The sequence below is a fragment of the Clostridium sp. TW13 genome, assembly GCF_024345225.1.
Classification (GTDB): domain Bacteria; phylum Bacillota; class Clostridia; order Clostridiales; family Clostridiaceae; genus Inconstantimicrobium; species Inconstantimicrobium mannanitabidum.
Genome location: NZ_BROD01000001.1, coordinates 1,557,528 through 1,583,183, shown reverse-complemented (window position 1 = coordinate 1,583,183; position 25,656 = coordinate 1,557,528). Strand labels below are relative to the sequence as shown.

The following is a 25,656-nucleotide window of genomic DNA, read 5'->3' as shown; positions in this document are numbered from 1 at the left end:
CTTCACGTAAACTTATCGTTTAATGTGCTTTATCCACAAACAAAATACCATCTAAATGGTCATTTTCGTGGCATATAGCTCTTGCAAGAAGACCTTCTGCTTCTAATTCGAATTCTTCACCTTTTTCATTCATTGCTCTAACTTTAATCTTTTCCGGTCTTTCTACCACTGCATTTCTTTCTGGTACACTTAAACATCCTTCCACATCTTCTTGTTTACCAGAAGCTTCTATAATTTCTGGATTGATAAAAACCTTAAGTCCAGTTTCATCATTTATATCAATAACAAATATTCTCTTTAATACGCCCACTTGAGGAGCTGCTATACCAATACCTTCAGCTTCATACATAGTATCAGCCATATCTTTAATTAATATCTTTATTCTATCGGTAACTTCATCTACCTTTCTGCTATTCTTTCTAAGTAGTTCATCTCCGATTGTTCTTATTGTTCTTATTGCCATAGTAAATTCCTCCTACAATAAACTATTAGGATTTACATCCAAACTTACCCTTATTTCATTATATACATCCTTAATTATATCATAAACCCATATCCGTATATTATTTTTGATAAATTCATTAAGTTTACCTTTTATTAATATTTGCCATCGAAATTGATCCTTAATTTTTTGCACCGTACATGCACATGGTCCTAAAATTTGTATATCATCTGTGCCTAAAATATTTTTCTGAATGTAATTTCCTATTTCTAAAGAATATTTTTTCACTAAACCTTCCTTACTTCCACTAATATTTATCAGAAGTAAATCTCCGAATGGCGGATAATTCATTATATTTCTTAAAGAAATTTCTTCCTTAAAAAAATCATTGTAATTATATTGAGATGCAAATTTTATACTGCTGTGCTCTGGATTATAGGTCTGAAGTATAACTCTACCTTCCTTTTCACCTCTACCTGCTCTACCTGCCACTTGGGTAATAATCTGAAAACCTCTTTCAGAAGCTCTGAAATCTGGTAGATTCAATGTTATATCTGCAGCTACAATACCAACCAAAGTAACATTAGGAAAATCTAACCCCTTGGATATCATCTGTGTTCCTACAAGTATATCTGCTTCTCCATTCTTAAACTTGTTATAAATCTCCTCATGAGAATTCTTTTTTCTTGTAGTATCAACATCCATACGCAAAACTCTTGCATCTTGAAAAGTATTCCTAATATAATTCTCAATCTGCTCAGTACCTGCTCCAAAATATTTCACATACTTACTTCCACACTTTGGACAAGTTTTAGGCTGAGGTTTAGTTTTACCACAATAATGGCATATTAAATATCCATTTTTATGATAAGTCATAGAAATATCACAAGAATCACAGGTAAATACATACCCACAGCTCCTACAAGAAACAAATGTTGAAAATCCTCTACGATTTAAAAATATTATAGATTGCTCTTTTCTTTGTAAGTTTTCCTTTAAAGCATTGTATAATTCCCTACTAAATATATTTCTATTTCCAGACTTTAATTCTTCTCTCATATCAACTACAGAAATATTAGGCATTGGCGAACTATCAACTCTTTGTTCTAAAGTAACTAATCCAATTTCATTGTTAAGAGCTCTATAATAAGTTTCAACTGCTGGAGTTGCAGTGCCATAGACAACCTTACATCCACATTGTCTACTTTTAAACTCAGCAATATCTCTTATAGAATATTTAGGATTTTGCTCAGATTTATAAGTTCCTTCATGCTCTTCATCTACTATTATAAGGCCTAAATCTTTAAAGGGTAAGAATATGGCTGACCTTGCTCCAACTATTAGCTTCACCGAATTATTTTTAACTCTATTCCATTCATCAAACCTTTCTCCATCTGAAAGTTTTGAGTGAAATACAGCTACATCCTTCCCAAATCTACCTTTAAATCTCTCTATCATTTGAGGTGTTAAGGATATTTCAGGAACTAAAACTAAAGATGTTTTATTTTTATTTAACATATTCTCAACTAAGTTCATGTACACTTCAGTTTTACCGCTACCTGTAACCCCTTTAAGTAAAAATATCTTTTCTTCACTGTGAATAATGTCACTAACAACTTTTCTTTGTTGTAAGGTTAGATCTTTTCTTTCATAGGTCATATACTCTCTTTGATTTGCTCTATCCATGATAAGTTCATCTGCAATCAATAAATTTTCACTAAATAGTTTATTGATTTTATATGTAGATATGCCTAAAATCTTATTTAATTCAGTTTTCGTATACATACCATCATTAGCTTTTATTTGCTCCAAAACATCCTTATATTTTTCAAAATAGATACTATATTCAATCATACTAGAATTAATTTTAACTACACTTTTTTTCTTTAATGAATTACCTCTTATTATTCCTGTAGGTAAAAAAACTCTTATAGCATCTATGTACTTACATAGATATTCCTTGCGCATAAAATTGATAAGTTCAAGTTCAGAAGAACCAAAAAGAGGGTCATCATCACAGATCTCAGATATCTCCTTTGCAAACTTAGGATTAAAATCTATTTCATCACAAAATCCTACTACAAAACCTTGCACTTTTTTATTTCCTGCTCCAAAAGGGACTTTAACTCTATATCCTATAGCTATAACATCAAAAAATTTCTCCGGAATTATATAGGTAAACTCTCTATCTAAAGAGATGGATTCACTATTTATTATTATTTTTGCATACTTCTTCCCCATAGATATCTCCTATATCTCTATAAGATAAAAAAGCGCCATTAGCGCCTTTTTATCTCATCAAATAAATTTTTTGCAACTTTTCTCTTACTCATCTTATCCAAAGAAATTTGTTTTCCTGTTTTGTCTATTATAATAACCTTATTATAATTTGATTCGAATCCAGTGTCTTTTGCAGTTATATCATTGGCAACTATATAATCAAGATTTTTTCTTTCTATCTTACCTATAGCATTCTCAATTATATCATTGCTTTCTGCTGCAAAACCAACTAATATTTGATGTTGTTTCTTATCTCCTAAGGTTTTCAATATATCATTATCTCTTACAAATTTTAATTGTAAATCTGAAGAAGATTTTTTGATCTTTCTTGTAGAATATTCTTCAACTTTATAATCAGCCACTGCTGCAGCCTTAATTACAATATCTTGACTATCATATCTACTTAAAACCTCATTATACATTTCACCGTTAGTTTTAACACTGATCACCTCAACACCAACAGGTGGCTTAAGCGATGTTGGTCCTGAAATCAAAACCACATTTGCACCTCTGTCTCTTGCTTCCTCTGCTATAGCATATCCCATCTTACCTGAAGAATTATTTGAAATAAATCTTACTGGATCAATAGGCGATACTGTAGGTCCAGCTGTAACAAGTACATTTTGCCCAACCATATCTTTTATTGGATAAAGTTTTGACAATATTATTTCAGAAATTAAAGCTGTATCTGGCAACTTTCCTTTGCCTATGTCACCACAAGCAAGCCTTCCTTCAGCTGGTTCAATAAACTCATAGCCATAATCCTGAAGTTTCTTGATATTATCTTGGACAATTTTATTTTCATACATATGAGTATTCATAGCTGGAACAAATAAAACTGGAGCTGTAGAAGCCATAATAGTAGTTGATAACATATCATCTGCAATCCCATTAGCCACTTTACCTATAATATTAGCTGTAGCTGGAACAATAATCATTAAATCTGACCACTGTGCTAAAGAAATATGTTGAATTTCAAAAGCCTTAGGTTCAGCAAACATATCTACAGCTACTAAGTTTTGACTTAAAGATTGAAAGGTAAGAGGAGAAACAAATTCTGTAGCTGATTCAGTCATAATGACCTTAACTTCTACATTATTTTTTCTTAAAGTGCTTATTACATCTAAAGCTTTATAAACAGCAATTCCTCCTGATACCCCGATTACAACCTTTTTATTTTCCATTTTTATTTGTAACCATCCTTAATTCTTTCGTACTCAACAGCACCTTCATTTACTTCGTTTATAGCTAATGTTAATGGTTTATGAGAATCTACAGATGTATAAACTTCATCTCCGTCTATTAATTGTCTAGCTCTCTTGGATGTTACAATTACCAATGTATACCTGTTTTCTACCTTTTCTAGTAAATCTATTACTGATGGATTAATCATAGAGTTGTTCATGAATTAAGCCCTCCTTTGAATCTAAAATATGTTCTTTTATTCTATCAACTCTGCAAGTTTCTGCTAAAAGTATTCCTTCTATTTTTCTAACTGCTTCTTCTACAGTGTCGTTTACCACTGCATAGTTATATTTTGATACATAATTAATTTCTTGATAAGCGGATTTGAATCTAGTCATAAGAGAAGCTTCTGTTTCGCTACCCCTGTTTATAATCCTTGCTTTCAATTCTTCCATTGATGGAGGTAAAATAAAAATAAATACACCATCATCAACTTTTTCCTTAACTTTTAAAGCTCCTTGTATATCAATTTCTAATATTACATTGTACCCTTTATCAAGTAATTCTTGAACACCTGATTTAGGGGTTCCATAAAAGTTGCCATAGACTTCAGCGAATTCAAGGAAATCATCCTTTTCTATTCTATCCTTGAATTCTTCCTTTGTCATAAAGTGATAGTTTACACCATCAACTTCACCGGCTCTAGGACTTCTTGTTGTGGCTGATACTGAAATGTGTAAATTTTTATCTTTCTCTAAAAGTGCTTTACAAATAGTACCCTTACCAGCACCAGACGGTCCTGATATGACTATTAATACTCCTTTTGTATTAATATCCATTATTCTTCAACCTCTTCTATTATATCATCTTTTGTAGATAATCTATGAGCTACAGTTTCTGGTTGAACTGCTGATAAAATAACATGATCACTATCTGTAATTATAACAGCTCTAGTTCTTCTGCCGTATGTGGCATCAATTAGCATACCTCTATCTCTTGCTTCTTGTATTATTCTTTTAATCGGTGCTGATTCTGGACTTACTATTGCAACTAATCTATTAGCTGAAACAATGTTTCCAAAACCAATGTTAATTAACTTAATACCCATTATATTCCTCCTAATTATTCAATGTTTTGAATTTGCTCTCTTATTTTTTCTATGGTATTTTTTATATTAATAACTATATTAGTTATATCAATATCAGTAGACTTTGAAGCTATAGTATTAGCTTCCCTGTTCATTTCTTGAACTATGAAATCCATTTTTCTTCCTACAGGTTCATCTAATTTTAGGGTATTTAGCATTTGAGATAAATGACTATAAAATCTTGTGATTTCTTCATCAACAGCTGCTTTATCTGCAAATATTGCAACTTCCGTAGCAATTCTTCCTTCATCAACTTCAATGTTACCTAATAAATCTTTAATTCTAGTTTGAAGTTTATTCTTATAAACTTCTACAATAGATTCGCTTCTTTCTTCAATTACTTTTATTGCCTCTTCCATATTAGCACATTTAACAGTAATATCTGCTTCTAGTTTTTCACCCTCAGCTATCCTCATTTCTATGTTTTTTTCTATAGCTTTATTAATAATAGGTTCTATTTCACTCCATATGTCATCTAAGTTTTCCTCTTTTTCTTCAAGCTTAATGACATCTGGAAATTTTGCCACTAGTGAAAGCGATAAGTCATTATTCAAATGGTATCTATCTTCTAACTGCTTTAGTGTTTCCACATAGTTGTCAGCTAAATTCAAATCTAATTTGATAGAATTTTCACTTTCTCCATAATTTTTATAATTTATAAAAATATCTACCTTTCCTCTGTTTAACTTCTCAGTAACAACTTTTCTTACCTTTTCTTCTAACGATATTAACGTTCTTGGCATTCTAATATTAATATCAAGATATCTATTATTAACACTTTTTACCTCAATAGAAAAGTTACGTTTAGCTCCTTCTTCACTTGTGGCTCTACCAAAACCAGTCATGCTTTTAACCATTAGTTTACCACCCCTTTCCTAACACAATAATTATATAATAAAGACTTAACCCTTCTATGTCAACAGTTTGTTTACAAAATGTTAACATTTATTTTTATAAAATAAAAAGGCTCAAAAGTTTGAACCTTTTTACTCTATACAAATATTAATTAAATATAATTTAAAACAACTTCATTATCGCTGGTAAGAATAATTTCAAAATAAATATCACTGCTAATACAAGCATTACAATTGATATCTTTTTCTTCTTAGCTTTATCCTTTACAGTGAAGTTTACAATAAGATTTATTATAACATAACTTAATATACCTACTGTTAATCCATCTCCTATAGAATAAGTCAATGGCATTAACGCAATTATTAAGAATGCTGGTAAAGCTTCTGTAATATCAGAAAAATCAATATTTTTAACCGATTCAAGCATTAAATATCCAACATAAATAAGCGCTGGAGCTGTAGCACAAGTTGGGATTGCTACGAATAATGGTGAGAAAAACATAGCTAACAAGAATAATACTCCTGTAACTATCGCTGTAAATCCAGTTCTTCCACCCTCTTCAACTCCTGCTGCACTTTCAACATAAGTTGCAATTGCAGAAACACCAACTAATCCTGCTGCTGTTGTTGCAATAGCATCTGTCATCAATGCCTTTCCAACATTAGGCACACTTCCATCTTCTTTTAGCATGTTTGCTCTTGAAGCAACTCCTACTAAAGTTCCTACTGTATCAAAAAAGTCAACAAATAAGAAAGTAAATACTATCCCTATAAAAGTCAAAAGATTTTTAGAGTTCATCATATATCCTAAATCTAACTTTCCAGCTATAGGAGAAAGCGGTGCAAATGCAACAACCCCTTTAGGCATACTAATTCCAAAAAATTCAGCTGAAGCAGGATTTATAAAAGCATATCCCCAAGCTACAATTGTTGCACCAATAATTCCCCAAAGAATAGATCCTTTAACTTTCTTTTTTTCAAGTACAACGATTAAAAATAATCCTACAGCAGCCACTGCTACCTTTGGCGTAGTAAAAGCTCCCATTCCTACAAATGTAGCTTCATTTTTAATTACAACTCCTGAATCTACAAAACCTATAAAAGCAATAAACATTCCTATACCTGCTGTAACAGCATACTTTAAATTAAGTGGTATTGCTTGAACCACTGCTTCACGTACTTTGAATAACGATAATAAAATAAAAACTATGCCTTCTACAAAAACTGCTGCTAAAGCTACCTGCCATGATATTCCCATTGTTCCACAGACAGTGTATGCAAAATAAGCATTCAGTCCCATACCTGGTGCTAAACCAAAAGGCAAATTAGCATATAACCCCATTAAAATTGTAGCTAGCCCTGATACCAAGCAAGTAGCTGTTACCAAAGCATTCTGATTCATTCCAGTTGCCCCTAGTGTTGCTGGATTTACTGCAATGATATAAGCCATTGCCAAGAAAGTGGTAATACCAGCCCTAATTTCTCTCCTGAAATCCACATCTTTGTCCCCAAAACGGCTTAAGAAGTTTTCTTTGTAACCTGCGTTTTTCATTTTTTTCCTCCCTTAACGTAATAAAAGGTCTTATTATGTTTTACCATAACAGACCTTTTCATACCTAGTATAATTTAACTTATAGTCAGATATTTGAGGCATCTGGTAGATACTCTTAACCCATATTGTTAAGATTATATAAGTAACAAAATACTATTATATTATTTTTTAACTTTTTCGTCAATATTCGCGTTATTATTTCAAGGCATTAGATCATTCACTTTTTATATTATATTCCTGTTATTGCTTACTTTTTATCTGATTCTTATTAAATCTCAATGTAAAAGATAAACAAAGTCCAACTAAAACTATAGCTGCAGAAACTGATGTAGCTGAACTGAATCCAGTAGCCACTGCAACTTTTTCTGATGCTAAATTGTTCATAGCTTTTAATTGTGATGCTGACATTATTCCTATAAATAAAGATGAGCCTAGAGCAGCTGATATTTGCTGAAAAGTATTTACTATAGCCACACCATGAGGGTAATCCTTCTTTGGCAATTGCGTAAGAGAATTAGTTTGACAAGGTGACATAGTAAGACCAACACCAATACACACTACTATATATGATATTATCACAGTGATTAATGATGTATTACAAGTTGATCTTGATAGCATAGCCAACGGAATTAAAATTATAATAAATCCAACTGGAATAAGTACCTTCACCCCAAATTTATCGTATATTTTACCTCCTATTGGAGTTATAAACCCGTTAGCAAGTGATGCTGGTAATAATGCTATTGCTGCAACAAAAGTAGAAACTTTTAGTGATCCTTGAAGATACATTGGTAACATTACATTCATAGTGAACATTGTCATCATAGAAATCATTACAAGTATTACCCCTATAGAGAATATAGGGTACTTAAAAATTCTTATTTCAAGCATTGGTTGTTTTAATGATAATTGCCTTTTACTAAATATAATTAAAGCCAATAGTCCTATAATAAATATTATTCCAATAGTCATTTTGTTTCCATCGCCACTTAAACTACTAATACCATATATAACTGCTCCAATTCCCAAAGTTGATAATATTATTGATAAAATATCAATTTTAGGTTTTGTAAGCGTTGATACATTTATTAAAAATATGTATCCCAAAATCATTGCAAAGCATATTATAGGAGCTAACATTATAAATAATGCATGCCAGCTAAAACTTTGCAAAATAATTCCTGAAACTGTTGGTCCAAGGGCTGGTCCTAGAGAAATTGCACAAACACATACTGCCATTGCTGAGCCACGATTTTGTGGTGATGTTACCATTAAAACAGTATTCATCATAAGTGGAATCATCATACCAGTACCCGAAGCTTGTAGCATTCTCGAAATAAGTAACATTGGAAATGATCCTGAACATGCTGCACATATAGTTCCAATTAACAATAAAGTCATAGCTCCTAAATATAGTTGTTTTGTTTCAAAAGATTGTATTAAAAAAGCTGTAACTGGAACCATTACAGATGTTACTATCATATATCCTGTTATCAACCATTGAATGGTAACTGCTGTAACATTCATTTCTTTCATTAGTGAAGATAACGCAACATTAAGAATAGTTTCATTAAATGTTGCTATAAATGCACTTAGTACTAATACTCCAATTATTGCTTTAGTATTAATTTTAGGTATTGGTCTTGTTGTTTTCATTGCTTCCATTAAACTTTTCCTCCTTTTTAGACCAGTCTACATAATTAAATTCATAAAAAATACCCATTACATTATGGGTATTTTACAAGTATTTATATCTTAATTAGCAAAGGTATTTGCCTTGCAATTGATCTAAGGGAATCACCATTCTTCTTTGTAAGTGACAAAGTAATTCCACCTTCAACCATTGCAAAAATTACAATACCTAGTTCCTCTGCTCTTTCTCTATTAATGCCAAATTCAATTAATTTTTTAACATACACTTCTTCAATAGAATAAAAAATATCTTCGCAAGCTTTTCTTAAAACTTCACTGCTCATATATGTTTCTAGCGCAATTAAACTTATAGAAAGATCCCTAGTTCTCTGCTCTTTATCAATTATGACTGCCATTTCTTCTATATTATTCATAATTGCTTCAACAGGATTCTTAATAGTACTTAAGTTATTAATTATATTATTTCTTATTTTTTGTCCTGCCAAATTTACAGATTCTAAAGCCAGCTCCTCTTTACCTTTAGGAAAATGATAATATAATGATCCTTTTGGTGCACCACTTTCATTTAATATTTCATTTAATCCTGTAGCATTATATCCCTTAGCTTCAAAAAGTCTAGATGCTGTTTCTATAAATTTCTCTTTTGTATTTGCTTTATTACTCATATGAATTTACCTTTCATAAAATTATAGTGACTGGTCTACACATTTATTATATTATTTTATATTCCTACTGTCAAACTGCTAAATATTATATAAGCCTTTCTCGAAAAATTGTCTTACCTTTTCTTTATCTTTATTTTTACTTAAGGCTACAATTAATTTTATTCTAGCCTTTTGTCCTGGTAAGTTATCACCAAATATTACTCCTAAATTTCTTAATTCTTTTCCACCACCATGGTAACCGTAAGAATCACAAACTCTTCCTTCAAAACAACGAGAAACCACTACTACACAAACTCCTTTTTCAATAGCCCTCTGAACACTGTCCACCATATATGGAGGAATATTTCCTCTACCAAAGGCTTCTAATACCACTCCATTTTGACCTTTATCTACACAATAATCTAATAAGTCACTATCCATTCCTGCAGTACATTTTATAAGAGTAACCTTTGAGTCAATTTTATCAATGTCTAGAAACTGCTTTTGTACACATTCTCTATAGAAAATAACCATATTATTATCAACTATACCTATTGGACCAAAGTTTGGAGTTCTAAATGCATTTAAAGCCATTGAGTTAGCTTTCGTAATTTCCCTTGCACTATTTAATTCTCCGTTGATGCAGACTAAAACCCCTCTGTTTTTTGCCTCTTCTGAAATAGCTGTACATATTGCTGCTGAGAGATTTGAAGGTCCATCATACCCAAGTTCAGATCCATTTCTCATTGCGCCTGTAAATACTACTGGCTTTTCAGAATCTAAAGTTAAATCTACAAGGTAAGCTGTTTCTTCTAATGTATCAGTTCCATGAGTTACAACTACTCCTGCTATATCTTCTCTATCTACTAACTTCTTAAGATACTTTGATAAATCAAGCATTAATTCTGGAGTCATATGTGGTCCTGGCAGCGTTGAGAAAGTGAAGGTTTCAACTTTAGCAAAGCCTTCTATACCTGTTACCATTGACATGATTTCTTCACTGCTTAAACTAGGCACAGCTGCTTGGATCCTTTCATCTATTTTCATTGTTATCGTTCCACCATTAAATACTACTGCAACTTTTTTCATTTTCATTCCTCCATTAATCGCTTTAAACTTATTCTACCTACTACAAAAATAATTATGTCAAAATATTATTTGATATACTTAGGATTATACAACAAAAAGAACAGACAACAAAGTGTGTCCATTCTTTTCTTTAAATTATTAATTATATTTACAATAATCTTAGCAAAAATAAACTTTCAAAGATAAATAATTTACTTAATCTACTTATTATGCTAAAAACATCTTCATATCATCTTCAACATTAGTGATGCCACCAATTCCGAATGTTTCAACTAATATACTAGCTACATTTGGTGATAAAAATGCTGGTAAAGTTGGTCCTAAGTGAATGTTCTTAACGCCTAAATGTAATAATGCTAATAATACAATAACTGCTTTTTGTTCATACCATGCTATATTGTAGCTTATTGGTAATTCATTAATATCTTCTAACTCAAATACTTCTTTTAACTTTAAGGCAATCATAACTAAAGAGAATGAATCGTTACATTGTCCTGCATCTAATACTCTTGGAATTCCTCCAATGTCACCTAAGTTTAACTTGTTGTATTTATATTTTGCACAACCTGCAGTTAATATAACTGTATCTTGTGGTAGAGCCTTAGCAAATTCAGTATAATAATCTCTTGACTTAGCTCTTCCATCACAACCAGCCATTACAAAGAATCTCTTTATAGCTCCAGTCTTAACAGCATCTACAACCTTATCAGCAAGCGCAATAACTTGATTATGTGCAAATCCTCCTATGATTTCTCCTTTTTCTATTTCTGTTGGAGAAGCACATTTCTTTGCATGTTCAATAATTTCAGAAAAATCTTTAGTTCCATCTTCTTTAGTTGCTATGTGCTTTAATCCCTTGAAACCTACAACCCCTGTAGTGTAAACTCTATCTTTATATGAATCCTTTGGTGGTACTAAACAATTTGTAGTCATTAATATAGGTCCATTGAAACTTTCAAATTCTGAAGTTTGCTTCCACCATGCATTTCCGTAGTTTCCTACAAAGTGTGAATACTTTTTAAATGCTGGATAGTAGTTAGCTGGTAACATTTCTGAGTGAGTATATACATCTACTCCTGTTCCTTCAGTTTGTTTTAATAATTGTTCCATATCCTTTAAGTCATGTCCACTTATTAAGATAGCTGGATTGTTTCTAACTCCTATGTTAACTTTAGTTATTTCAGGATTTCCATAAGATTCAGTATTAGCTTTGTCAAGTAATGCCATTGCATCTACACCAAACTTACCTGTTTCTAAAGTTAATGCAACTAATTCATCAGCTGATACATTATCATTTAATGTTGCTGCAAGTGCTTTATGCATAAATTTGTGTATATTATCATCATCATATCCTAGATGAGTTGAATGTTTAATATATGCACATAAACCTTTTACTCCGTATATAATAAGTTCTCTTAGACTTCTTATATCTTCATTTTCAGTAGCAAGAACTCCAACCTTGGTGCTTTTTTCAAGCATCTCTTCATCATTGCTTGGTGTCCATAATGCTGCTTCTGAAAGATTACTGAAATCAACATTCTTTTCTTTCCCTTCGTTTATAAACGCTTCTCTTAATGTAAGTCCTTCTTTTACTCTTGTAACAAAAACTGAATTATCAAAGTTAGCATTTGTAATTGTTGCAAATAAACTTTCAACTACAAATTTATTTACCTTTGCATTTATTATTCCAGCTTCCTCTGTTCTAACAGCTACATCACTTAAGCCCTTTACCACATATACTAATAAATCTTGAAGATTAGCTAAATCTTCAGTCTTTCCACATACCCCTTTAACTGTGCAGCCTTTACATCCTGCTGTTTCTTGACATTGAAAACAAAACATTCCCATGAACTATTCCTCCTAAAAGTTTATTTATAATTTATTTAATAGCTTCTTTATGAGGATAGTATATCAATTCACTCAGGATTAATCGGTAACATTTGTTACGAAAAGATTTTTCTAAAAGATTTTATTCCCTTGGAAATATTTTCTATTTAGTGTTAATTATTTTTCTTTTTACTAAATACGTATCATCTTGAGCATCACAAATTTTATATTGGCAACGTGCTATAAACATAAAAATGGAGTAAAAATAAATTTATCTTATATTTTTACTCCATATACTCTATAACTATTTTTTATTCAAAGTATTCAGCAATTAAGAATTTTGTCTTAATGCCCATTTCAGTGAACATTCTTTCATGTTCAGTTTCTACATTGTACTCAAAGCCACTTTCATGTAGATCATAAGTTATGTATTTTATATGAAATCCATTTTGAGTAAAATACTCTTGAGATTCTCTAAATAATTCGTCATCATCTGTTTTAAACCAAATCTCACTATTTTTCTTTAAGAACCCTTTGTATTTTTTTAATAGATTTCCATGAGTAAGTCTTCTCTTCTTGTGTTTCTTCTTTGGCCAAGGATTGCAAAAATTAATATATATCTTTGAAATCTCATCCTTATCGAACACTTCTTCAATTAAAGAAATTTCTTGTGCCATAAGTCTAACATTTTCTTCTGGTTTTCTACCAACCTTGTTAAATTCTCTTTCTATATTTCTCTTGCCTAAAACAAGAACTTCATCCTTAATGTCTATAGCCACATAATTTATATCTTTGTGATTAGCACCATGTACTGCAACAAAATGTCCTTTCCCACAACCAAGTTCAAGATAAATTGGATTATCATTATTAAAAGCCTTTTGCCACTTTCCTTTATAATCCTTTGGACTTGTTATAAAAAATGGAACTGATTCAAGTTCTGGTCTTGCCCAAGGTTTCTTTCTTAATCTCATAGTCTTCCTCCGTTCATTTAGAGCGTCTTTAAAAATACGTAAGTCCATTTTAGGACTTGTTATTTATTTTTCTGATGCCTTATATCAGTATACATTATACTTAATTTTTGTTCTAATTAAAAGAATTTCCTTTGATTATTTCAGCAAATGCAAATTCTTTTCTAGAAAAAAGAACTCTTTTCAAAAATGCTACCTGATTTATCACCTTCAAAAAAGCTATATACCCACTTACACCATTCCATTCCCAATTTAGCATCTGCTAATACTTTATTTAATATAACAAATCTTCCGAAGTAAGGAGAAGCAGTTTTCTTAAGTTCCTCCCCATGTTGCTCCTTAAAATCTGCTATCTTTTTCTCATAGGCAAGAAATTTATTATAATACATTTCTTCTCTACTCTTAATTAACTTTTTGGCACTATCCTCATCTAATACATGTATGCAATATGCCTTCAACAACATTTCATCTTTATTTATTGGTGCGTCTGTATTCTGTAGTAACCATTCTTTAACAACTTCAGTTCCCTTTTGTGTCAACGTATAAACCTTCTTATCAGGTTTTCCTGATTGCTCAACTAATGTAAATTCAACACATCCTTCTTTCTCCAACTTTGCAAGAAGTGGATATATGTGACTATGCCTAGTGTGCCAAAATAAATTCATTTTTAACATTAAATCATAACCAGAAAGTGGCTCATTTGCTAAAATTCCAAGAAGTCCATAAGCTAACGTATTCATATCATTTCTCCTTATATGTACAAATTGACATATTACTCTTTAGGTAGTAACATATAGATTATTATATGTCCATTTTGTCATATAATCAATTACATATAACTTAAGACTTAAAAATGGAGGTTTATATATTTATGAAAACAAAAGAAAAACAAGAGCTATACTTTTGGTCGGTTATGATTTCATTATTTTTTGGTGTATTCTTAGGGACATTTAATATCAGTGCTGTAAATGTTGCTCTGCCAACATTTATCAAAGAATTTAACACAAGTTTAGATTCTGTAAAATGGATTCTTACCGGATTTATGCTTGCAACTGGCACAGCCTGCCCCCTAACTGGTTATTTGGGTGGAAAGTTTAGTTATAAAAAATTATACTTGTTTGCTATTATTGGTTTTACTGTATCATCAATTTTGTGTGCGTTTTCCTTTAGTATCTCTTTACTTATTACTTTTAGAATTATCCAAGGAATGTTCAGTGGACTAATAATTCCATCAACCATGACTATTTTATATCAAGTGATTCCGAGAGAAAGACAAGCCTTTGCTGCAAGTCTATGGAGTATGGCATCAATGCTTGCCCCTGCCATTGCCCCAACATTAAGTGGATGGTTAATTCAAAATTTTAATTGGAGAGCTATTTTTATTATCAATGTTCCTGTTGGAATCATAGCTATATTAATGATTTTTCACTATGTACCTCAAGACCATCCTTCAACCTCACACTCTTTTGATTTTATTGGCCTTACAACAGTTGTAACATTAAGCATATCATTATTAATAGCTTTTAGTGAAGGTTCAAAGTGGGGTTGGACTTCAATAATGACACTTGGATTATTTGTTTTAGGAATTATTTCGTTAATTCTATTTATAATGACAGAACTAAAAAAGAAATCACCTGCATTAGATATACGAGTTTTTAAATATAACAAATATACCTTCAGCGTTATTGCATTAAGCATCGTCACAATAAGTTTATATGCTGGAACCCTATTAACTCCTCTTTTTCTACAAAACATTCAACATCTTTCTGCACTAGATTCAGGACTGATTTTATTATTACCATCCTTAGCCATGGCTCTTATGATGCCTATAGTTGGGACTTTATACAATAAAATTGATTCCCGAATAATAATTGCAATTGGAATCTCCCTTTTAGCTTTAGGTTCATTTAAAGTTGCAAATTTAAATTTAAATACTCCACATTCATACATTATCTTATGGATGACAGTTAGATACATAGGCATATCTTTTTCAACTATGCCAATAACAAATACAGGCATGTCAATTATACCTAAAAATATATCTGGACATGCATCTTCAGTTAATAACTGGATTCGTCAGGTTTCAAGTGCATTAGCAATAGGTATTTTTAGTTCGTTACTTATAACACGTACAAAATATCACGAATCAGCTTTAGCACAGATTAATTTACCTAATAATTTAATTCATGCAAAAGCGTATACTTCTGGAATAAATGATTTATTTTTTATTTCTACAATTATAGCTTTAATTGCCTTACCTCTTTGCTTAGCACTAAAGAAAACATCTAAAATAGAAGAACTCAATTCGAAACAAGCCGCTTAAATAGCACTACTTAAAAACTAAAATTACATTAAAAATGAATATTAAGAATCAAAGTAAAAAAGCTCTAAATTTATATTGTATTTAGAGCTTTTTAGTTTATAGTTTTTAATCTAGTTTTTTCTCAAAGGCTATTCTTTTACTTCCATCTTCTAAATAAATTATTCCACAATACTCAAATTCATTTTTCTTAAGCATCTTTTGCATAGATAAGTTTTCTTCATGGGTATCCACCTTTATGCTATGTATACCTCTATTTAAGCAAAGCATTTCTACATTTTTAATAATTTCAGATGATAATCCAGAGCCTTTATAGTTACTATCTACTGCAATTCTATGTATAACTGCATAATCCTCATTAGTAATCCATTGCCCATCATAGATATTATTGTATGTTTTTTCTCCGTCAAAAGAAATCGCTGCAGTAGCAACAATATTGTGTTCTTTTATTAACACATAACTATAATTATTTTCAATATCTTTTCTTATTGTTTCAGTATTTGGATAGTTATTCTGCCATTGATCAATGCCTTGATTCTTAAAGTAAGTTTGTGCTTGTTTAATTATATTCATTACCTGATTAATATCCATTATATCTGTTTTTCTAAATTCCATTTTGATTCTCCTTTGTTTCAATACACAAAAATATTTGTAATAGTTATTATATACTTTTTTACTCTCTTGAGATGACTTTAATGGCCTATCTAAGAGTTCTTATATTAAGTTAATTTCCTGCATACATCTCCCCTACTATTATACCTCGCTTATATATCAGATTAATATTTTTATTAGCTTAAATATTTAATTGCAATACACAACTATTGTGTTTTGCAATTAAATATGTTATTATTTTCCCAAGGAGTGATATTTTTGAACGAGCTTAACAGTAAAAATTTTAGAGAATTAATAAGAATGCTAGAAAGAAAACTTGGACTATTAAACAAACAGGACAGCTGCTGTTTAGAGGTTAGCCTAGCTCAATGCCATGCATTAGTTGAAATTGGGCGTGCTAAAAATATTTCATTAAAGGATTTGGCAAACTTAATAAACCTAGATATTAGCACCATGAGCAGAACTGTAGACAGTCTTGTAAAAAAAGATTTTGTATTTAGAATGACCTCTGAAACAGATAGGCGAAGTGTAGATATAAAGTTAACAGAAAAAGGATTGATTCTTTTCAATGATATTGAGAGTAAAATGAATGATAAATTCAAAAGTATTTTCAATCAAATAGCCTTAGAAGATCAGATAACTGTTTTCAAAGGATTAAATATCATTATTGATGCTCTTGAAAAAAATGAAAATTCATCTGAGTTTTGTAATGGAAATTCAAGCACAAAATGCAATAATACAAAGAAATAAAAAAGATTTTTCTTTTAAAAAATATTGGGGGTAATAAAATGGAACAAAGTAAGGATTATTTTGATAAGGTAGCATCCAATTGGGATTCTATGAGAAATGACTTTTTTTCAAATGATGTAAGACTAGCTGCCTATAAAAGAGCTAATATTGAAGAAGGGAAAATAGCTGCCGATATTGGTGCTGGAACTGGATTTATAACAGGAGGATTGATTGAAAAGAATGTTAAAGTGATAGCTATTGATCAATCAGAAGAAATGCTTAATTTATTAAATAACAAGTTTTCTTACTGCAACGATCTTAAATGCATTCAAGGTGTAGGGGAAAATATTCCTATTGGAGATAATTCAGTAGATTATGTATTTGCGAATATGTTTTTACATCACATTGAAAATCCAAATGTAGTATTAAAAGAAATGTACAGAATTCTAAAAACAAATGGAAAGCTTATAATTACAGACTTAGATAAGCATAACTTTGAATTTTTAAAAACTGAACAATATGATGTCTGGATGGGCTTTAACAGAAAAGATATGAAAAACTGGTTTGAAGAAGCAGGTTTTAAAAATGTAACTGTAGATTGCGTAGGAAGTAACTGCTGTGCTGATTCTAAATGTGGATGTTCTAAGGCTAGTATTAGCATATTTGTAGCATACGGTGAGAAAATTTAAACGTCATATAATTATAAATATTTATAAACTATTATTAAAGGGGTAATATATTATGAATTACACAATTGAAGAAATGAAATATTCTGATTGGAATGAGGTATCAAAAATATATCTTGAAGGCATTAATACAGGCATTGCTACCTTCCAAAATTCTATACCAACATTTGAAGAATGGGATAATGGACATGTTAAAACTTGCAGACTAGTTGCTAAATCAAATGACAAAGTGCTTGGATTCGCTGTATTAAGTCCAACTTCTAGCAGATGTGTTTATCGTGGTGTAGCTGAAGTAAGCATTTATATAGGAGAAAATTATAGAGGATTAGGAATTGGAAAAGCTCTTATGGCGAATTTAATTAAGCTCTCTGAAGAAAATAATTTCTGGACATTGCAGTCTGGAATTATAAGAGAAAATACTGCCAGCATAGAATTGCATAAAAAATGTGGTTTTAGAGAAATTGGCGTAAGAGAGAAGGTTGCTAAGATGGATAATGGTGTATGGCACGATACAGTGTTAATGGAGCGTAGAAGCAAAATAGTTGAATTTGACTAAGAACCTAAAGAAAAGATCTAATGATGCAAACTTGCATCATTAGATCTTTTTGAACTTCACTAAATCTCATTTAAAATGAAGTTATTTATCCAATTCTTTAGAATAAGAAAAATACTTTCTTCCCCAGTGCAAGGCCACATTTACTAAGGCAATCATTACAGGCACTTCAATTAGTGGTCCTATTACTGCTGCAAAGGCAACTTTTGATTGAATTCCAAATACAGCTACTGCAACTGCTATGGCTAATTCAAAGTTGTTACTTGCTGCTGTAAATGATAAAGTAGCAGTTTGATGATAATTTATACCTGATTTATAACTAATATAGAAAGATACAGAAAACATTACTATAAAGTAAATCACAAGTGGTATAGCTACTTTTATAACATCTAAAGGTAACTCTACAATGTATTTTCCTTTAAACATAAACATTACTACAATAGTAAATAATAACGCTATTAACGCTAATGGACTAATTTTAGGGACAAATTTCTTAACATACCATTCAGTTCCCTTCATAGGTTCCAATATAAGTCTAGTAAGCATTCCCAATAAAAAAGGAATACCAAGATAAACTGCAACAGATATGGCCACCTCTGCCATAGATATATGAACTTCATATCCTTTAAGACCAAAAACAGGTGGCAATACTGTAATAAAAAAGTAAGCAAATACAGAATAAAATACTACTTGAAAGATAGAATTAAATGCTACCAATGCTGCGGCATATTCACTATCTCCATCTGCTAAACTGTTCCAAAGAATTACCATTGCTATACATCTAGCTAGTCCTATAAGTATAAGTCCAGTCATTAAGGCTGAATCTGATCTTAAAAACACAAATGCTAGAATAAACATTAAAACCGGTCCAATAATCCAATTCTGCACCAATGATAATGCAAGAACTTTTGGATTTTTAAATACCTTACCAAGTTCCTTGTAGTTTACTTTTGCAAGTGGTGGATACATCATAACTATTAGTCCTATAGCTATAGGTATTGATGTGGTACCAACAAACAATTTCGAAAGACTTTCAGATATTGATGGCACTCCCCATCCTAACAATATGCCTAAGGCCATTGCTGCAAATATCCACAATGTTAAATATCTATCTAAAAATGATAGTCTTGAAGATTTATTACTCAAAACAACTCCTCCTTATATAAAATTATTCATCTAATTTAATTTCATTGTTATTAATTCTTCTAGCCAGGTCTTTTACCTTTGCTTCTATTTCTTTTGCAGTTTTCATAAATTCATCGTAGTTTTTACCGGTTGGGTCTTCTAACCCCCAGTCTTCTATATGCTTAGCTGGAAGATATGGACAAACAACGTTACATCCCATCTTTATCACTATATCTACCTTAGGAATATCTGATAAAAGCTTTGATTTTTGAGTCTCATTCATATCTATATTATATAAATCCTTTATAATTTTTACTGCATCTTGATTTATTTCAGGCTTTGTTTCAGTGCCTGCAGAATAACTTTCAAATATAGAAGCTCCATAAAGCGTTCCTAAGGCTTCAGCCATTTGTGATCTACATGAATTGTGAACACATACAAATGCTACTTTAGGTTTCATAACTTTTCCTCCAAATGTATATTTCTTCATTTATCCGATAGCTAGCATCCGTAACACTCCAATATTATATGAAACTCCTCTTCCTAAAGTCAGATGAGTACTCACAGAGTAAGCGACCATCATCAAATCATAGATTTGAGATGTCTGCTTAACCGATTCACACTAAATTGATTTTAATGAAGTTAACTAAGTTCAAGTAACCAAATCATAGATTTTGACTTTCACTTATTTGCTTAAGTTGGAGATAACGGCTGCACGCTCCTGGACGAGGTACCCCTTGAGGGTGTAAGTTCAACTAAGATTCAGATGGGGATCACCCCCCACCTGAATCAAGTTTCACTTGATATCTCACTAACAAACTTATAATTAGTGATGATGTTAAATTTTCTACTAGTCTATCAACTCATTAAGTTTTTCACCCTTAACTTCATCAGCCTTCCATTCAATAATAGCGAAATTTCCATTTGAAATTTCATCAACTTTATTAATCCATTGAATTTCATTGCTTGATTTTGCTTTTAAGACTTCATTGGTTGTATTGGTTGCATAAAGACTTGAATTGATTACCCACCATTTACTGTGAATTTCTGCTCTTTCCAAATCTTCTTGAAGTCTTACAGCCTCATAAACAGGTGTTGTTTCAGCCAAAGTTACTATAATAACTTCTGTTTCTTTCTCATTTTTTAATTTAGGAAGTAACTTTATAACTGATTGTGGTATATCTCCTTCTGATCTGGTAATTTCTTTGTTGTAACTTTCTGTTGATTCTAAAAGCAGCAATGTATGACCAGTTGGTGCTGTATCTATTACTACTACTTCATTTTCTGACCTTTCAACAATTTCAGCAAAAGCTCTAAATACTGCTATTTCCTGAGTACAAGGTGATCTTAAATCTTCTTCAATATATTCAATATCTTCATCACTCATATTATTCTCTCTTGCTTTTGCTAATACTTCATCTCTATACTTTTCAAGCTCTTCCTTTTCATCTATATTACTTAAAGAGATACCATAGCTTTCATCTAAAACAAATTTTAAATGAGCTGCTGGATCAGTAGTTGTCAGATGCACCTTCTTACCTTTTCTTGCTAAGCCTAAAGCTATAGCTGAAGCAATAGTAGTCTTTCCAACTCCGCCTTTACCCATAGTGAAAATAACCTTTTTATTCGTATTATAAAGATCTTCAATAACATTTTTTAGCTTTGGTATATCAATAGTATTTAAAGTTTCTTCGTTAGCTTTAATATAATCCTTTGTCAATAAAGCTCTTACATTCTCAAGACCAGTTATATTATAAGGTCTTAAAGGAATCTGAAAAGTCTCTACATCCTTAAATTTAACTGGCATATTACTTAAAGCTTTTTGCTGCTTCTCATAGATAGCAGTAGAAAGCTCATCATCATGATTTTGAAGTATACCGTTAATAACTAATATTTGATTTTTTATTCCTATATCTTGAAGTTCACTAGATGCTCTTTCTGCTTCTTTTAGTGGAGAATTTTCAGGACGAGATACAAGTATAAGGGTTGTTTTATACTTATCAGCTAAAGTATCCACTGCATTCTTATAAACTTCTTTTTTTTCTTCAAGACCTGCAAGCTGACCTAAGCATGAAGCTCCATGAGTGCTTTCATTAATAAAGTTACTCCAAGCTGAAGGTAATTGTAACATTCTTAATGTATGACCTGTTGGAGCTGTATCAAAAATTATATGATCATATTCATTAAATACCTTTTGATTAGTAATCATACCAGAAAATTCATTAAAGGCTGCAATCTCAACCGTACATGAACCTGATAATTGTTCTTCCATGTTATCTATAACTGCTTGTGGTAACTTACCCCTATATGGAGCAATCACACTTTCTCTATATTCAGCTGCCGCAGCTTCTGGCTCAAAATTTGCTACTGTTAAGTTTGGAACTTCCTTAATTTGAATTCCTTTATTATTTAACTCTGTATTAAATACATCTTGAAGGTTTGAAGCTGGATCTGTACTTACAAGCATTATCTTCTTCCCTTCATCAGCTAAATTTAAAGCTACAGCACAAGCTGTTGAAGTTTTTCCTACTCCACCCTTTCCAGTAAAAAATAAATACTTCGTCAAAACTATTTTGCTTATATCAAATGGTTTAATCATTACGTTCTCTTCCTTTCTACCTACTAGCAACATCCATCTTTGCAGCCACAGCTTTTAGTAGTTTTTTGTACATTAAGTTTTTTTATAGTAAGCTTTAAAGTATCTAATGGTATATCTAGTAACTTGCAAAATTCCTCATTAGTCGGATAACTGCCTTCTTTAACAATTACTCCGTCAACCATAGTTACAGGCAATGCATCTATACCCTTAGTGTTTAAAATTTCATTTATCACCTTGTTATCTACAAATATTTGTGGGTTGTTGGTTAGGTTATGTCTATCAACTAATATGCCGTTATTTTTCAATGTATTTAATGCAGTAGCAACTCTTAATAATTCTTTATCTACTGATGGTCCACAAACTCCTGTTGAACAGCACATTGCTGGATCAAATATTATCATCTTTTTCATTTTAAATTAACTCCTTTTTAATTAAAATTTTTATATTATATTGATTTACAAGTACATTTAGATTTATCCTTGCAAATACAATCCTTTGTTTCTGTAATAAGATTCATCATGAACAATGTAAGCTTGTTACAATTATTAATATTTAAACTATAATGATTCCAAAGTCCCTCTTTTCTTACTTCTACAAGTCCACAATCACTTAATACCTTCATATGATGTGAAAGTGTTGGCTGGGTAAAATCAAAGAATTCTAAAATATCACATGCACACTTCTCACCACAAGATAGTATATCTATTATTTTTAATCTGCTTGAATCAGATAGTGCTTTAAAGATTTTTGCATTATCATCATAATTTAGTTCCATAAAACCGCCTCCTATATAGATGGTTATCTATATATAATATAGAACATTGTCTATGTAGTGTCAAGCATATATACTTATATTACGATTTTTATCCAATATAAATATATAACAATCTATATACTTATTCTATACAATAGTATTCTTATTGCTACAAAGTAGTATTATGAATTTCTTTAAATAACTATACATTATTTTTGCTCTATACTATAAGAACTAAAACAGAAATAAACTATAATTTCTATAAAAAAAAGAGAACCTATTATAACTGCTACAGTTATTAATAGATTCTCTAATTCTTAATTATTTATCATCAAACTTAAGTCCACTAAGCAATTCTGCAAATGGATTATCATTCATTTCTTCTGCTTCTTTTTTCATCTTCTTCATATAATTTTGTACATCTCTCTTGGTATTTTTAGAATCATTGTTCTTAAACCTCTTGTTGAAAGATGAAGCTTTTTCCTTGAAACTACAGTTTACATTTGGACAAACGTAAATTTGTCCTTCTCCCTGTCCTCTTAGCTCAAGCTTTTTATGGCACTCAGGACATCTAGCATTAGTATTTCTACTTACGCTTTCTCTATGTCCACAAGCTCTATCTTGACATACATTCATGATACCATTCTTGCCCTTAACTTCAAGCATATATTTACCGCAAACTGGGCACTTCTTTCCAGTCATGTTATCATGTCTAAATTTATCGTTACTCATTTTAACAGCTGCAACTAAGGCTGTAGCATAATTTCTCATATCTCTTACAAAATTATGAGCATCTTGTTTTCCTTTACTGATATCCTCTAAGGCGCTTTCCCACTTAGCTGTTAAAAGAGGTGATTTTAATTCATTTGGTACAAGTTCTATAAGTTGTTTTCCCTTTGAAGTTGGCACAATATCCTTACCACTCTTCTCAATAACAAAAGAATTAAATAACTTCTCAATTATATCTGCTCTTGTAGCAACAGTTCCAAGTCCACCTGTCTCACCTAAGGTTTTAGCTGCATCCTTGTCAACCTTCACATACTTTTGAGGATTTTCCATTGCAGATAAAAGAGTTCCTTCATTAAATCTTGCAGGTGCCTTTGTCTGCAATTTATTTAACTGAACAGAAGTAACGCTTATTTTATCACCTTTATTTAAAGCCGGTAGTTCTTGATCACGAAGACCATCTTCACTTGCTGCATCTTCCTCTACATCCTTGTCATATACCTTCTTCCAACCCTTTGACTTTGTAACCTTTCCTTTAGCCACAAAAGTTTCTCCATTTATATTAGCCACAATGTTTGTTTGTATATACTCAAATGGAGGAAGCAATATGCTTAGGAATCTCTTAACTACTAAATCATAAATATGCTTTTCCTCTTGGCTTAGATTTAATATATTCGGTCTTTGCTCTGTAGGAATAATAGCGTGGTGGTCACTTACCTTACTATCATCAACAAAACTCTTGTTTGCAATAATCTTACCCTTTAATATTTCACTGGCTGCACTTCTATAAACTCCTGTAGCTATAGCATTAAGTCTTTCAGGAATAGTTGCAACTATATCTTGAGAAATATATCTTGAGTCAGTTCTTGGATAAGTTAATATCTTATGATTTTCATAAAGTCTTTGCATTATAGACAAAGTTTGTTTTGCAGAATATCCAAAGATTCTATTAGCATCCCTTTGAAGTTCAGTTAAATCATAAAGTGCTGGAGAGTATTTCTTTTTGTTGCTTTCAGTTACACTGACAATCTCCCCTTCTCTTCCCTTAACCTTTTCAACTATGCTATTAGCAAGCTTTTCATCAAAGGTACTATGATTATTATCTTTGTTCATCCATTGAAGTGAGAACCCCTTAGTTTTTGCTGTTATAGTATAATAATCCTTTGGTTTAAAGTTCTTAATATCTTCTTCTCTTTGCACAATCATAGCTAGGGTTGGAGACTGAACTCTTCCTGCTGATAATTGAGCATTGTATTTACAAGTTAAGGCTCTAGTAACATTAAGACCAACTATCCAATCTGCCTCTGCTCTGCATACTGCTGCCTTATATAAATTTTCATAGGCTTTTCCTGGCTTAAGATTTTTAAATCCATCATTAATAGCCTTGTCAGTTTGAGAAGAAATCCACAAACGTCTTATTGGTTTTTTTGAGCCTACTTTTTCTATTATCCATCTTGCTACAAGCTCTCCCTCACGTCCAGCATCTGTAGCTATAATAATGTCTGTAACATCTTCTCTATTAAGCAATTTCTTAATTTCATAAAATTGCTTTGAAGTCTTTGGAAGCACCATAAGCTTCATATTGCCTGGAAGCATAGGTAAAGTTTCCAGACTCCAATTCTTATATTTATCACTATAAACTTCTGGATCTGCTAATCCAACTAAATGTCCTAAAGCCCAAGTAACAATATATTTATTTCCTTCTATATAACTATTTTTATTTACATTGCATTTCAAAACCTTAGCTAAATCTCTTCCAACACTAGGTTTTTCTGCTATAACTAATGAACGACCCATTAAGTCACGTCCTTTCAACGATGATTTGTTTTTCCCGCTTATAAATACCTGTGGGAATTCATGTGTAAACTTCTTTCTATAAAATTGTATAGAACTATTACCAAATAGTAAAGT

General features: G+C 31.2%; 25 protein-coding genes and 1 riboswitch. Of the genes, 4 read left to right on the top strand and 21 right to left on the bottom strand.

The genetic code is table 11. The annotated features are described in order from the left end of the window. Window positions 1-19: 19 nt before the first annotated feature. The 14 genes from def to OCU47_RS07645 all read right to left on the bottom strand — a co-directional run bounded on the left by def (window position 20) and on the right by OCU47_RS07645 (window position 14,381). Window positions 20-463: a peptide deformylase gene (gene def / locus OCU47_RS07710; protein ID WP_261828018.1), complete on the bottom strand. Its 444-nt coding sequence runs from the start codon at window positions 461-463 to the stop codon at window positions 20-22. A 12-nt stretch (window positions 464-475) separates the two neighbouring features. Next, on the bottom strand, window positions 476-2,683 hold the full coding sequence (priA, locus tag OCU47_RS07705; RefSeq protein ID WP_261828017.1) for a primosomal protein N': 2,208 nt from the start codon (window positions 2,681-2,683) through the stop codon (window positions 476-478). 38 nt (window positions 2,684-2,721) lie between these two features. Continuing rightward, complete coding sequence (coaBC, locus tag OCU47_RS07700; RefSeq protein WP_261828016.1) at window positions 2,722-3,906, bottom strand: bifunctional phosphopantothenoylcysteine decarboxylase/phosphopantothenate--cysteine ligase CoaBC; 1,185 nt, start codon at window positions 3,904-3,906, stop codon at window positions 2,722-2,724. 2 nt (window positions 3,907-3,908) lie between these two features. Further along, window positions 3,909-4,127, bottom strand: a complete 219-nt coding sequence (gene rpoZ / locus OCU47_RS07695; RefSeq protein WP_261828015.1) for a DNA-directed RNA polymerase subunit omega — start codon at window positions 4,125-4,127, stop codon at window positions 3,909-3,911. Further along, on the bottom strand, window positions 4,108-4,746 hold the full coding sequence (gmk, locus tag OCU47_RS07690; RefSeq protein WP_261828014.1) for a guanylate kinase: 639 nt from the start codon (window positions 4,744-4,746) through the stop codon (window positions 4,108-4,110). Before gmk ends, rpoZ begins: the two co-directional genes overlap by 20 nt. Beyond that, the gene (gene remA, locus OCU47_RS07685) at window positions 4,746-5,015 is read right to left on the bottom strand and encodes an extracellular matrix/biofilm regulator RemA (RefSeq protein WP_261828013.1); all 270 of its coding nucleotides are present in this window, start codon (window positions 5,013-5,015) and stop codon (window positions 4,746-4,748) included. The genes gmk and remA overlap by 1 nt, the downstream gene beginning before the upstream one ends. Before the next feature lie 14 nt (window positions 5,016-5,029). Then, the gene (locus tag OCU47_RS07680; RefSeq protein ID WP_261828012.1) at window positions 5,030-5,911 is read right to left on the bottom strand and encodes a YicC/YloC family endoribonuclease; all 882 of its coding nucleotides are present in this window, start codon (window positions 5,909-5,911) and stop codon (window positions 5,030-5,032) included. Between the two features lie 160 nt (window positions 5,912-6,071). Beyond that, complete coding sequence (locus tag OCU47_RS07675; protein ID WP_261828011.1) at window positions 6,072-7,460, bottom strand: NCS2 family permease; 1,389 nt, start codon at window positions 7,458-7,460, stop codon at window positions 6,072-6,074. A gap of 62 nt (window positions 7,461-7,522) precedes the next feature. After that, a riboswitch (purine riboswitch) is annotated at window positions 7,523-7,622 on the bottom strand. A 78-nt stretch (window positions 7,623-7,700) separates the two neighbouring features. Continuing rightward, window positions 7,701-9,125, bottom strand: coding sequence for an MDR family MFS transporter (locus OCU47_RS07670; RefSeq protein WP_261828010.1), 1,425 nt, complete (start codon window positions 9,123-9,125; stop codon window positions 7,701-7,703). An 83-nt stretch (window positions 9,126-9,208) separates the two neighbouring features. Then, a complete protein-coding gene (locus OCU47_RS07665) occupies window positions 9,209-9,778 on the bottom strand; it encodes a TetR/AcrR family transcriptional regulator (protein ID WP_261828009.1) in 570 nt (189 codons plus the stop codon). Window positions 9,779-9,856: 78 nt separating this feature from the next. Beyond that, window positions 9,857-10,846, bottom strand: a complete 990-nt coding sequence (locus OCU47_RS07660; RefSeq protein ID WP_261828008.1) for an asparaginase — start codon at window positions 10,844-10,846, stop codon at window positions 9,857-9,859. Between the two features lie 207 nt (window positions 10,847-11,053). Next, window positions 11,054-12,694 (bottom strand): hydroxylamine reductase, encoded by a 1,641-nt coding sequence (gene hcp, locus OCU47_RS07655; RefSeq protein ID WP_261828007.1) that lies wholly within the window; start codon window positions 12,692-12,694, stop codon window positions 11,054-11,056. Between the two features lie 290 nt (window positions 12,695-12,984). Beyond that, window positions 12,985-13,644: a tRNA (guanosine(46)-N7)-methyltransferase TrmB gene (gene trmB / locus OCU47_RS07650; protein WP_261828006.1), complete on the bottom strand. Its 660-nt coding sequence runs from the start codon at window positions 13,642-13,644 to the stop codon at window positions 12,985-12,987. Window positions 13,645-13,805: 161 nt separating this feature from the next. Beyond that, window positions 13,806-14,381: a PadR family transcriptional regulator gene (locus OCU47_RS07645; RefSeq protein ID WP_261828005.1), complete on the bottom strand. Its 576-nt coding sequence runs from the start codon at window positions 14,379-14,381 to the stop codon at window positions 13,806-13,808. A 131-nt stretch (window positions 14,382-14,512) separates the two neighbouring features. Here OCU47_RS07645 and OCU47_RS07640 point away from each other — a divergent pair, with 131 nt between their 5' ends. After that, window positions 14,513-15,964: a DHA2 family efflux MFS transporter permease subunit gene (locus OCU47_RS07640; RefSeq protein WP_261828004.1), complete on the top strand. Its 1,452-nt coding sequence runs from the start codon at window positions 14,513-14,515 to the stop codon at window positions 15,962-15,964. A 105-nt stretch (window positions 15,965-16,069) separates the two neighbouring features. On the opposite strand, the gene OCU47_RS07635 is transcribed toward OCU47_RS07640, so the two are convergent. After that, entirely contained in the window at window positions 16,070-16,576 is a 507-nt protein-coding gene (locus OCU47_RS07635; protein WP_261828003.1) for a GNAT family N-acetyltransferase, read from the bottom strand. A gap of 255 nt (window positions 16,577-16,831) precedes the next feature. Between OCU47_RS07635 and OCU47_RS07630 the strand changes: the two genes are divergently transcribed. The 3 genes from OCU47_RS07630 to OCU47_RS07620 are packed head-to-tail and all read left to right on the top strand — an operon-like array spanning window position 16,832 to window position 18,544. Beyond that, on the top strand, window positions 16,832-17,323 hold the full coding sequence (locus tag OCU47_RS07630; protein WP_261828002.1) for a MarR family winged helix-turn-helix transcriptional regulator: 492 nt from the start codon (window positions 16,832-16,834) through the stop codon (window positions 17,321-17,323). A gap of 38 nt (window positions 17,324-17,361) precedes the next feature. Continuing rightward, the gene (locus OCU47_RS07625) at window positions 17,362-17,991 is read left to right on the top strand and encodes a class I SAM-dependent methyltransferase (protein WP_261828001.1); all 630 of its coding nucleotides are present in this window, start codon (window positions 17,362-17,364) and stop codon (window positions 17,989-17,991) included. Between the two features lie 52 nt (window positions 17,992-18,043). Then, window positions 18,044-18,544 carry a GNAT family N-acetyltransferase gene (locus OCU47_RS07620; protein WP_261828000.1) on the top strand — a complete coding sequence of 167 codons (501 nt, stop codon included), beginning with the start codon at window positions 18,044-18,046 and terminating at the stop codon, window positions 18,542-18,544. Between the two features lie 81 nt (window positions 18,545-18,625). On the opposite strand, the gene arsB is transcribed toward OCU47_RS07620, so the two are convergent. The 6 genes from arsB to OCU47_RS07590 all read right to left on the bottom strand — a co-directional run bounded on the left by arsB (window position 18,626) and on the right by OCU47_RS07590 (window position 25,542). Then, window positions 18,626-19,687: an ACR3 family arsenite efflux transporter gene (gene arsB / locus OCU47_RS07615; RefSeq protein ID WP_261827999.1), complete on the bottom strand. Its 1,062-nt coding sequence runs from the start codon at window positions 19,685-19,687 to the stop codon at window positions 18,626-18,628. Window positions 19,688-19,709: 22 nt separating this feature from the next. Beyond that, a complete protein-coding gene (locus OCU47_RS07610) occupies window positions 19,710-20,126 on the bottom strand; it encodes an arsenate reductase ArsC (RefSeq protein WP_261827998.1) in 417 nt (138 codons plus the stop codon). A 390-nt stretch (window positions 20,127-20,516) separates the two neighbouring features. After that, on the bottom strand, window positions 20,517-22,265 hold the full coding sequence (arsA, locus tag OCU47_RS07605; RefSeq protein WP_261827997.1) for an arsenical pump-driving ATPase: 1,749 nt from the start codon (window positions 22,263-22,265) through the stop codon (window positions 20,517-20,519). A gap of 23 nt (window positions 22,266-22,288) precedes the next feature. Next, a complete protein-coding gene (arsD, locus tag OCU47_RS07600; RefSeq protein WP_261827996.1) occupies window positions 22,289-22,675 on the bottom strand; it encodes an arsenite efflux transporter metallochaperone ArsD in 387 nt (128 codons plus the stop codon). A gap of 35 nt (window positions 22,676-22,710) precedes the next feature. Continuing rightward, a complete protein-coding gene (locus tag OCU47_RS07595) occupies window positions 22,711-23,040 on the bottom strand; it encodes an ArsR/SmtB family transcription factor (RefSeq protein ID WP_261827995.1) in 330 nt (109 codons plus the stop codon). Between the two features lie 300 nt (window positions 23,041-23,340). Further along, entirely contained in the window at window positions 23,341-25,542 is a 2,202-nt protein-coding gene (locus tag OCU47_RS07590) for a DNA topoisomerase III (RefSeq protein ID WP_261827994.1), read from the bottom strand. Window positions 25,543-25,656 lie beyond the last annotated feature (114 nt).

Bases quoted from the DNA above. Each gene is read 5' to 3' on its own strand.
- def (WP_261828018.1), bottom strand. From the start codon at position 463: ATGGCAATAAGAACAATAAGAACAATCGGAGATGAACTACTTAGAAAG.
- priA (WP_261828017.1), bottom strand. From the start codon at position 2,683: ATGGGGAAGAAGTATGCAAAAATAATAATAAATAGTGAATCCATCTCT.
- coaBC (WP_261828016.1), bottom strand. From the start codon at position 3,906: ATGGAAAATAAAAAGGTTGTAATCGGGGTATCAGGAGGAATTGCTGTT.
- rpoZ (WP_261828015.1), bottom strand. From the start codon at position 4,127: ATGAACAACTCTATGATTAATCCATCAGTAATAGATTTACTAGAAAAG.
- gmk (WP_261828014.1), bottom strand. From the start codon at position 4,746: ATGGATATTAATACAAAAGGAGTATTAATAGTCATATCAGGACCGTCT.
- remA (WP_261828013.1), bottom strand. From the start codon at position 5,015: ATGGGTATTAAGTTAATTAACATTGGTTTTGGAAACATTGTTTCAGCT.
- OCU47_RS07680 (WP_261828012.1), bottom strand. From the start codon at position 5,911: ATGGTTAAAAGCATGACTGGTTTTGGTAGAGCCACAAGTGAAGAAGGA.
- OCU47_RS07675 (WP_261828011.1), bottom strand. From the start codon at position 7,460: ATGAAAAACGCAGGTTACAAAGAAAACTTCTTAAGCCGTTTTGGGGAC.
- OCU47_RS07670 (WP_261828010.1), bottom strand. From the start codon at position 9,125: ATGGAAGCAATGAAAACAACAAGACCAATACCTAAAATTAATACTAAA.
- OCU47_RS07665 (WP_261828009.1), bottom strand. From the start codon at position 9,778: ATGAGTAATAAAGCAAATACAAAAGAGAAATTTATAGAAACAGCATCT.
- OCU47_RS07660 (WP_261828008.1), bottom strand. From the start codon at position 10,846: ATGAAAAAAGTTGCAGTAGTATTTAATGGTGGAACGATAACAATGAAA.
- hcp (WP_261828007.1), bottom strand. From the start codon at position 12,694: ATGGGAATGTTTTGTTTTCAATGTCAAGAAACAGCAGGATGTAAAGGC.
- trmB (WP_261828006.1), bottom strand. From the start codon at position 13,644: ATGAGATTAAGAAAGAAACCTTGGGCAAGACCAGAACTTGAATCAGTT.
- OCU47_RS07645 (WP_261828005.1), bottom strand. From the start codon at position 14,381: ATGAATACGTTAGCTTATGGACTTCTTGGAATTTTAGCAAATGAGCCA.
- OCU47_RS07640 (WP_261828004.1), top strand. From the start codon at position 14,513: ATGAAAACAAAAGAAAAACAAGAGCTATACTTTTGGTCGGTTATGATT.
- OCU47_RS07635 (WP_261828003.1), bottom strand. From the start codon at position 16,576: ATGGAATTTAGAAAAACAGATATAATGGATATTAATCAGGTAATGAAT.
- OCU47_RS07625 (WP_261828001.1), top strand. From the start codon at position 17,362: ATGGAACAAAGTAAGGATTATTTTGATAAGGTAGCATCCAATTGGGAT.
- OCU47_RS07620 (WP_261828000.1), top strand. From the start codon at position 18,044: ATGAATTACACAATTGAAGAAATGAAATATTCTGATTGGAATGAGGTA.
- OCU47_RS07610 (WP_261827998.1), bottom strand. From the start codon at position 20,126: ATGAAACCTAAAGTAGCATTTGTATGTGTTCACAATTCATGTAGATCA.
- arsA (WP_261827997.1), bottom strand. From the start codon at position 22,265: ATGATTAAACCATTTGATATAAGCAAAATAGTTTTGACGAAGTATTTA.
- arsD (WP_261827996.1), bottom strand. From the start codon at position 22,675: ATGAAAAAGATGATAATATTTGATCCAGCAATGTGCTGTTCAACAGGA.
- OCU47_RS07595 (WP_261827995.1), bottom strand. From the start codon at position 23,040: ATGGAACTAAATTATGATGATAATGCAAAAATCTTTAAAGCACTATCT.
- OCU47_RS07590 (WP_261827994.1), bottom strand. From the start codon at position 25,542: ATGGGTCGTTCATTAGTTATAGCAGAAAAACCTAGTGTTGGAAGAGAT.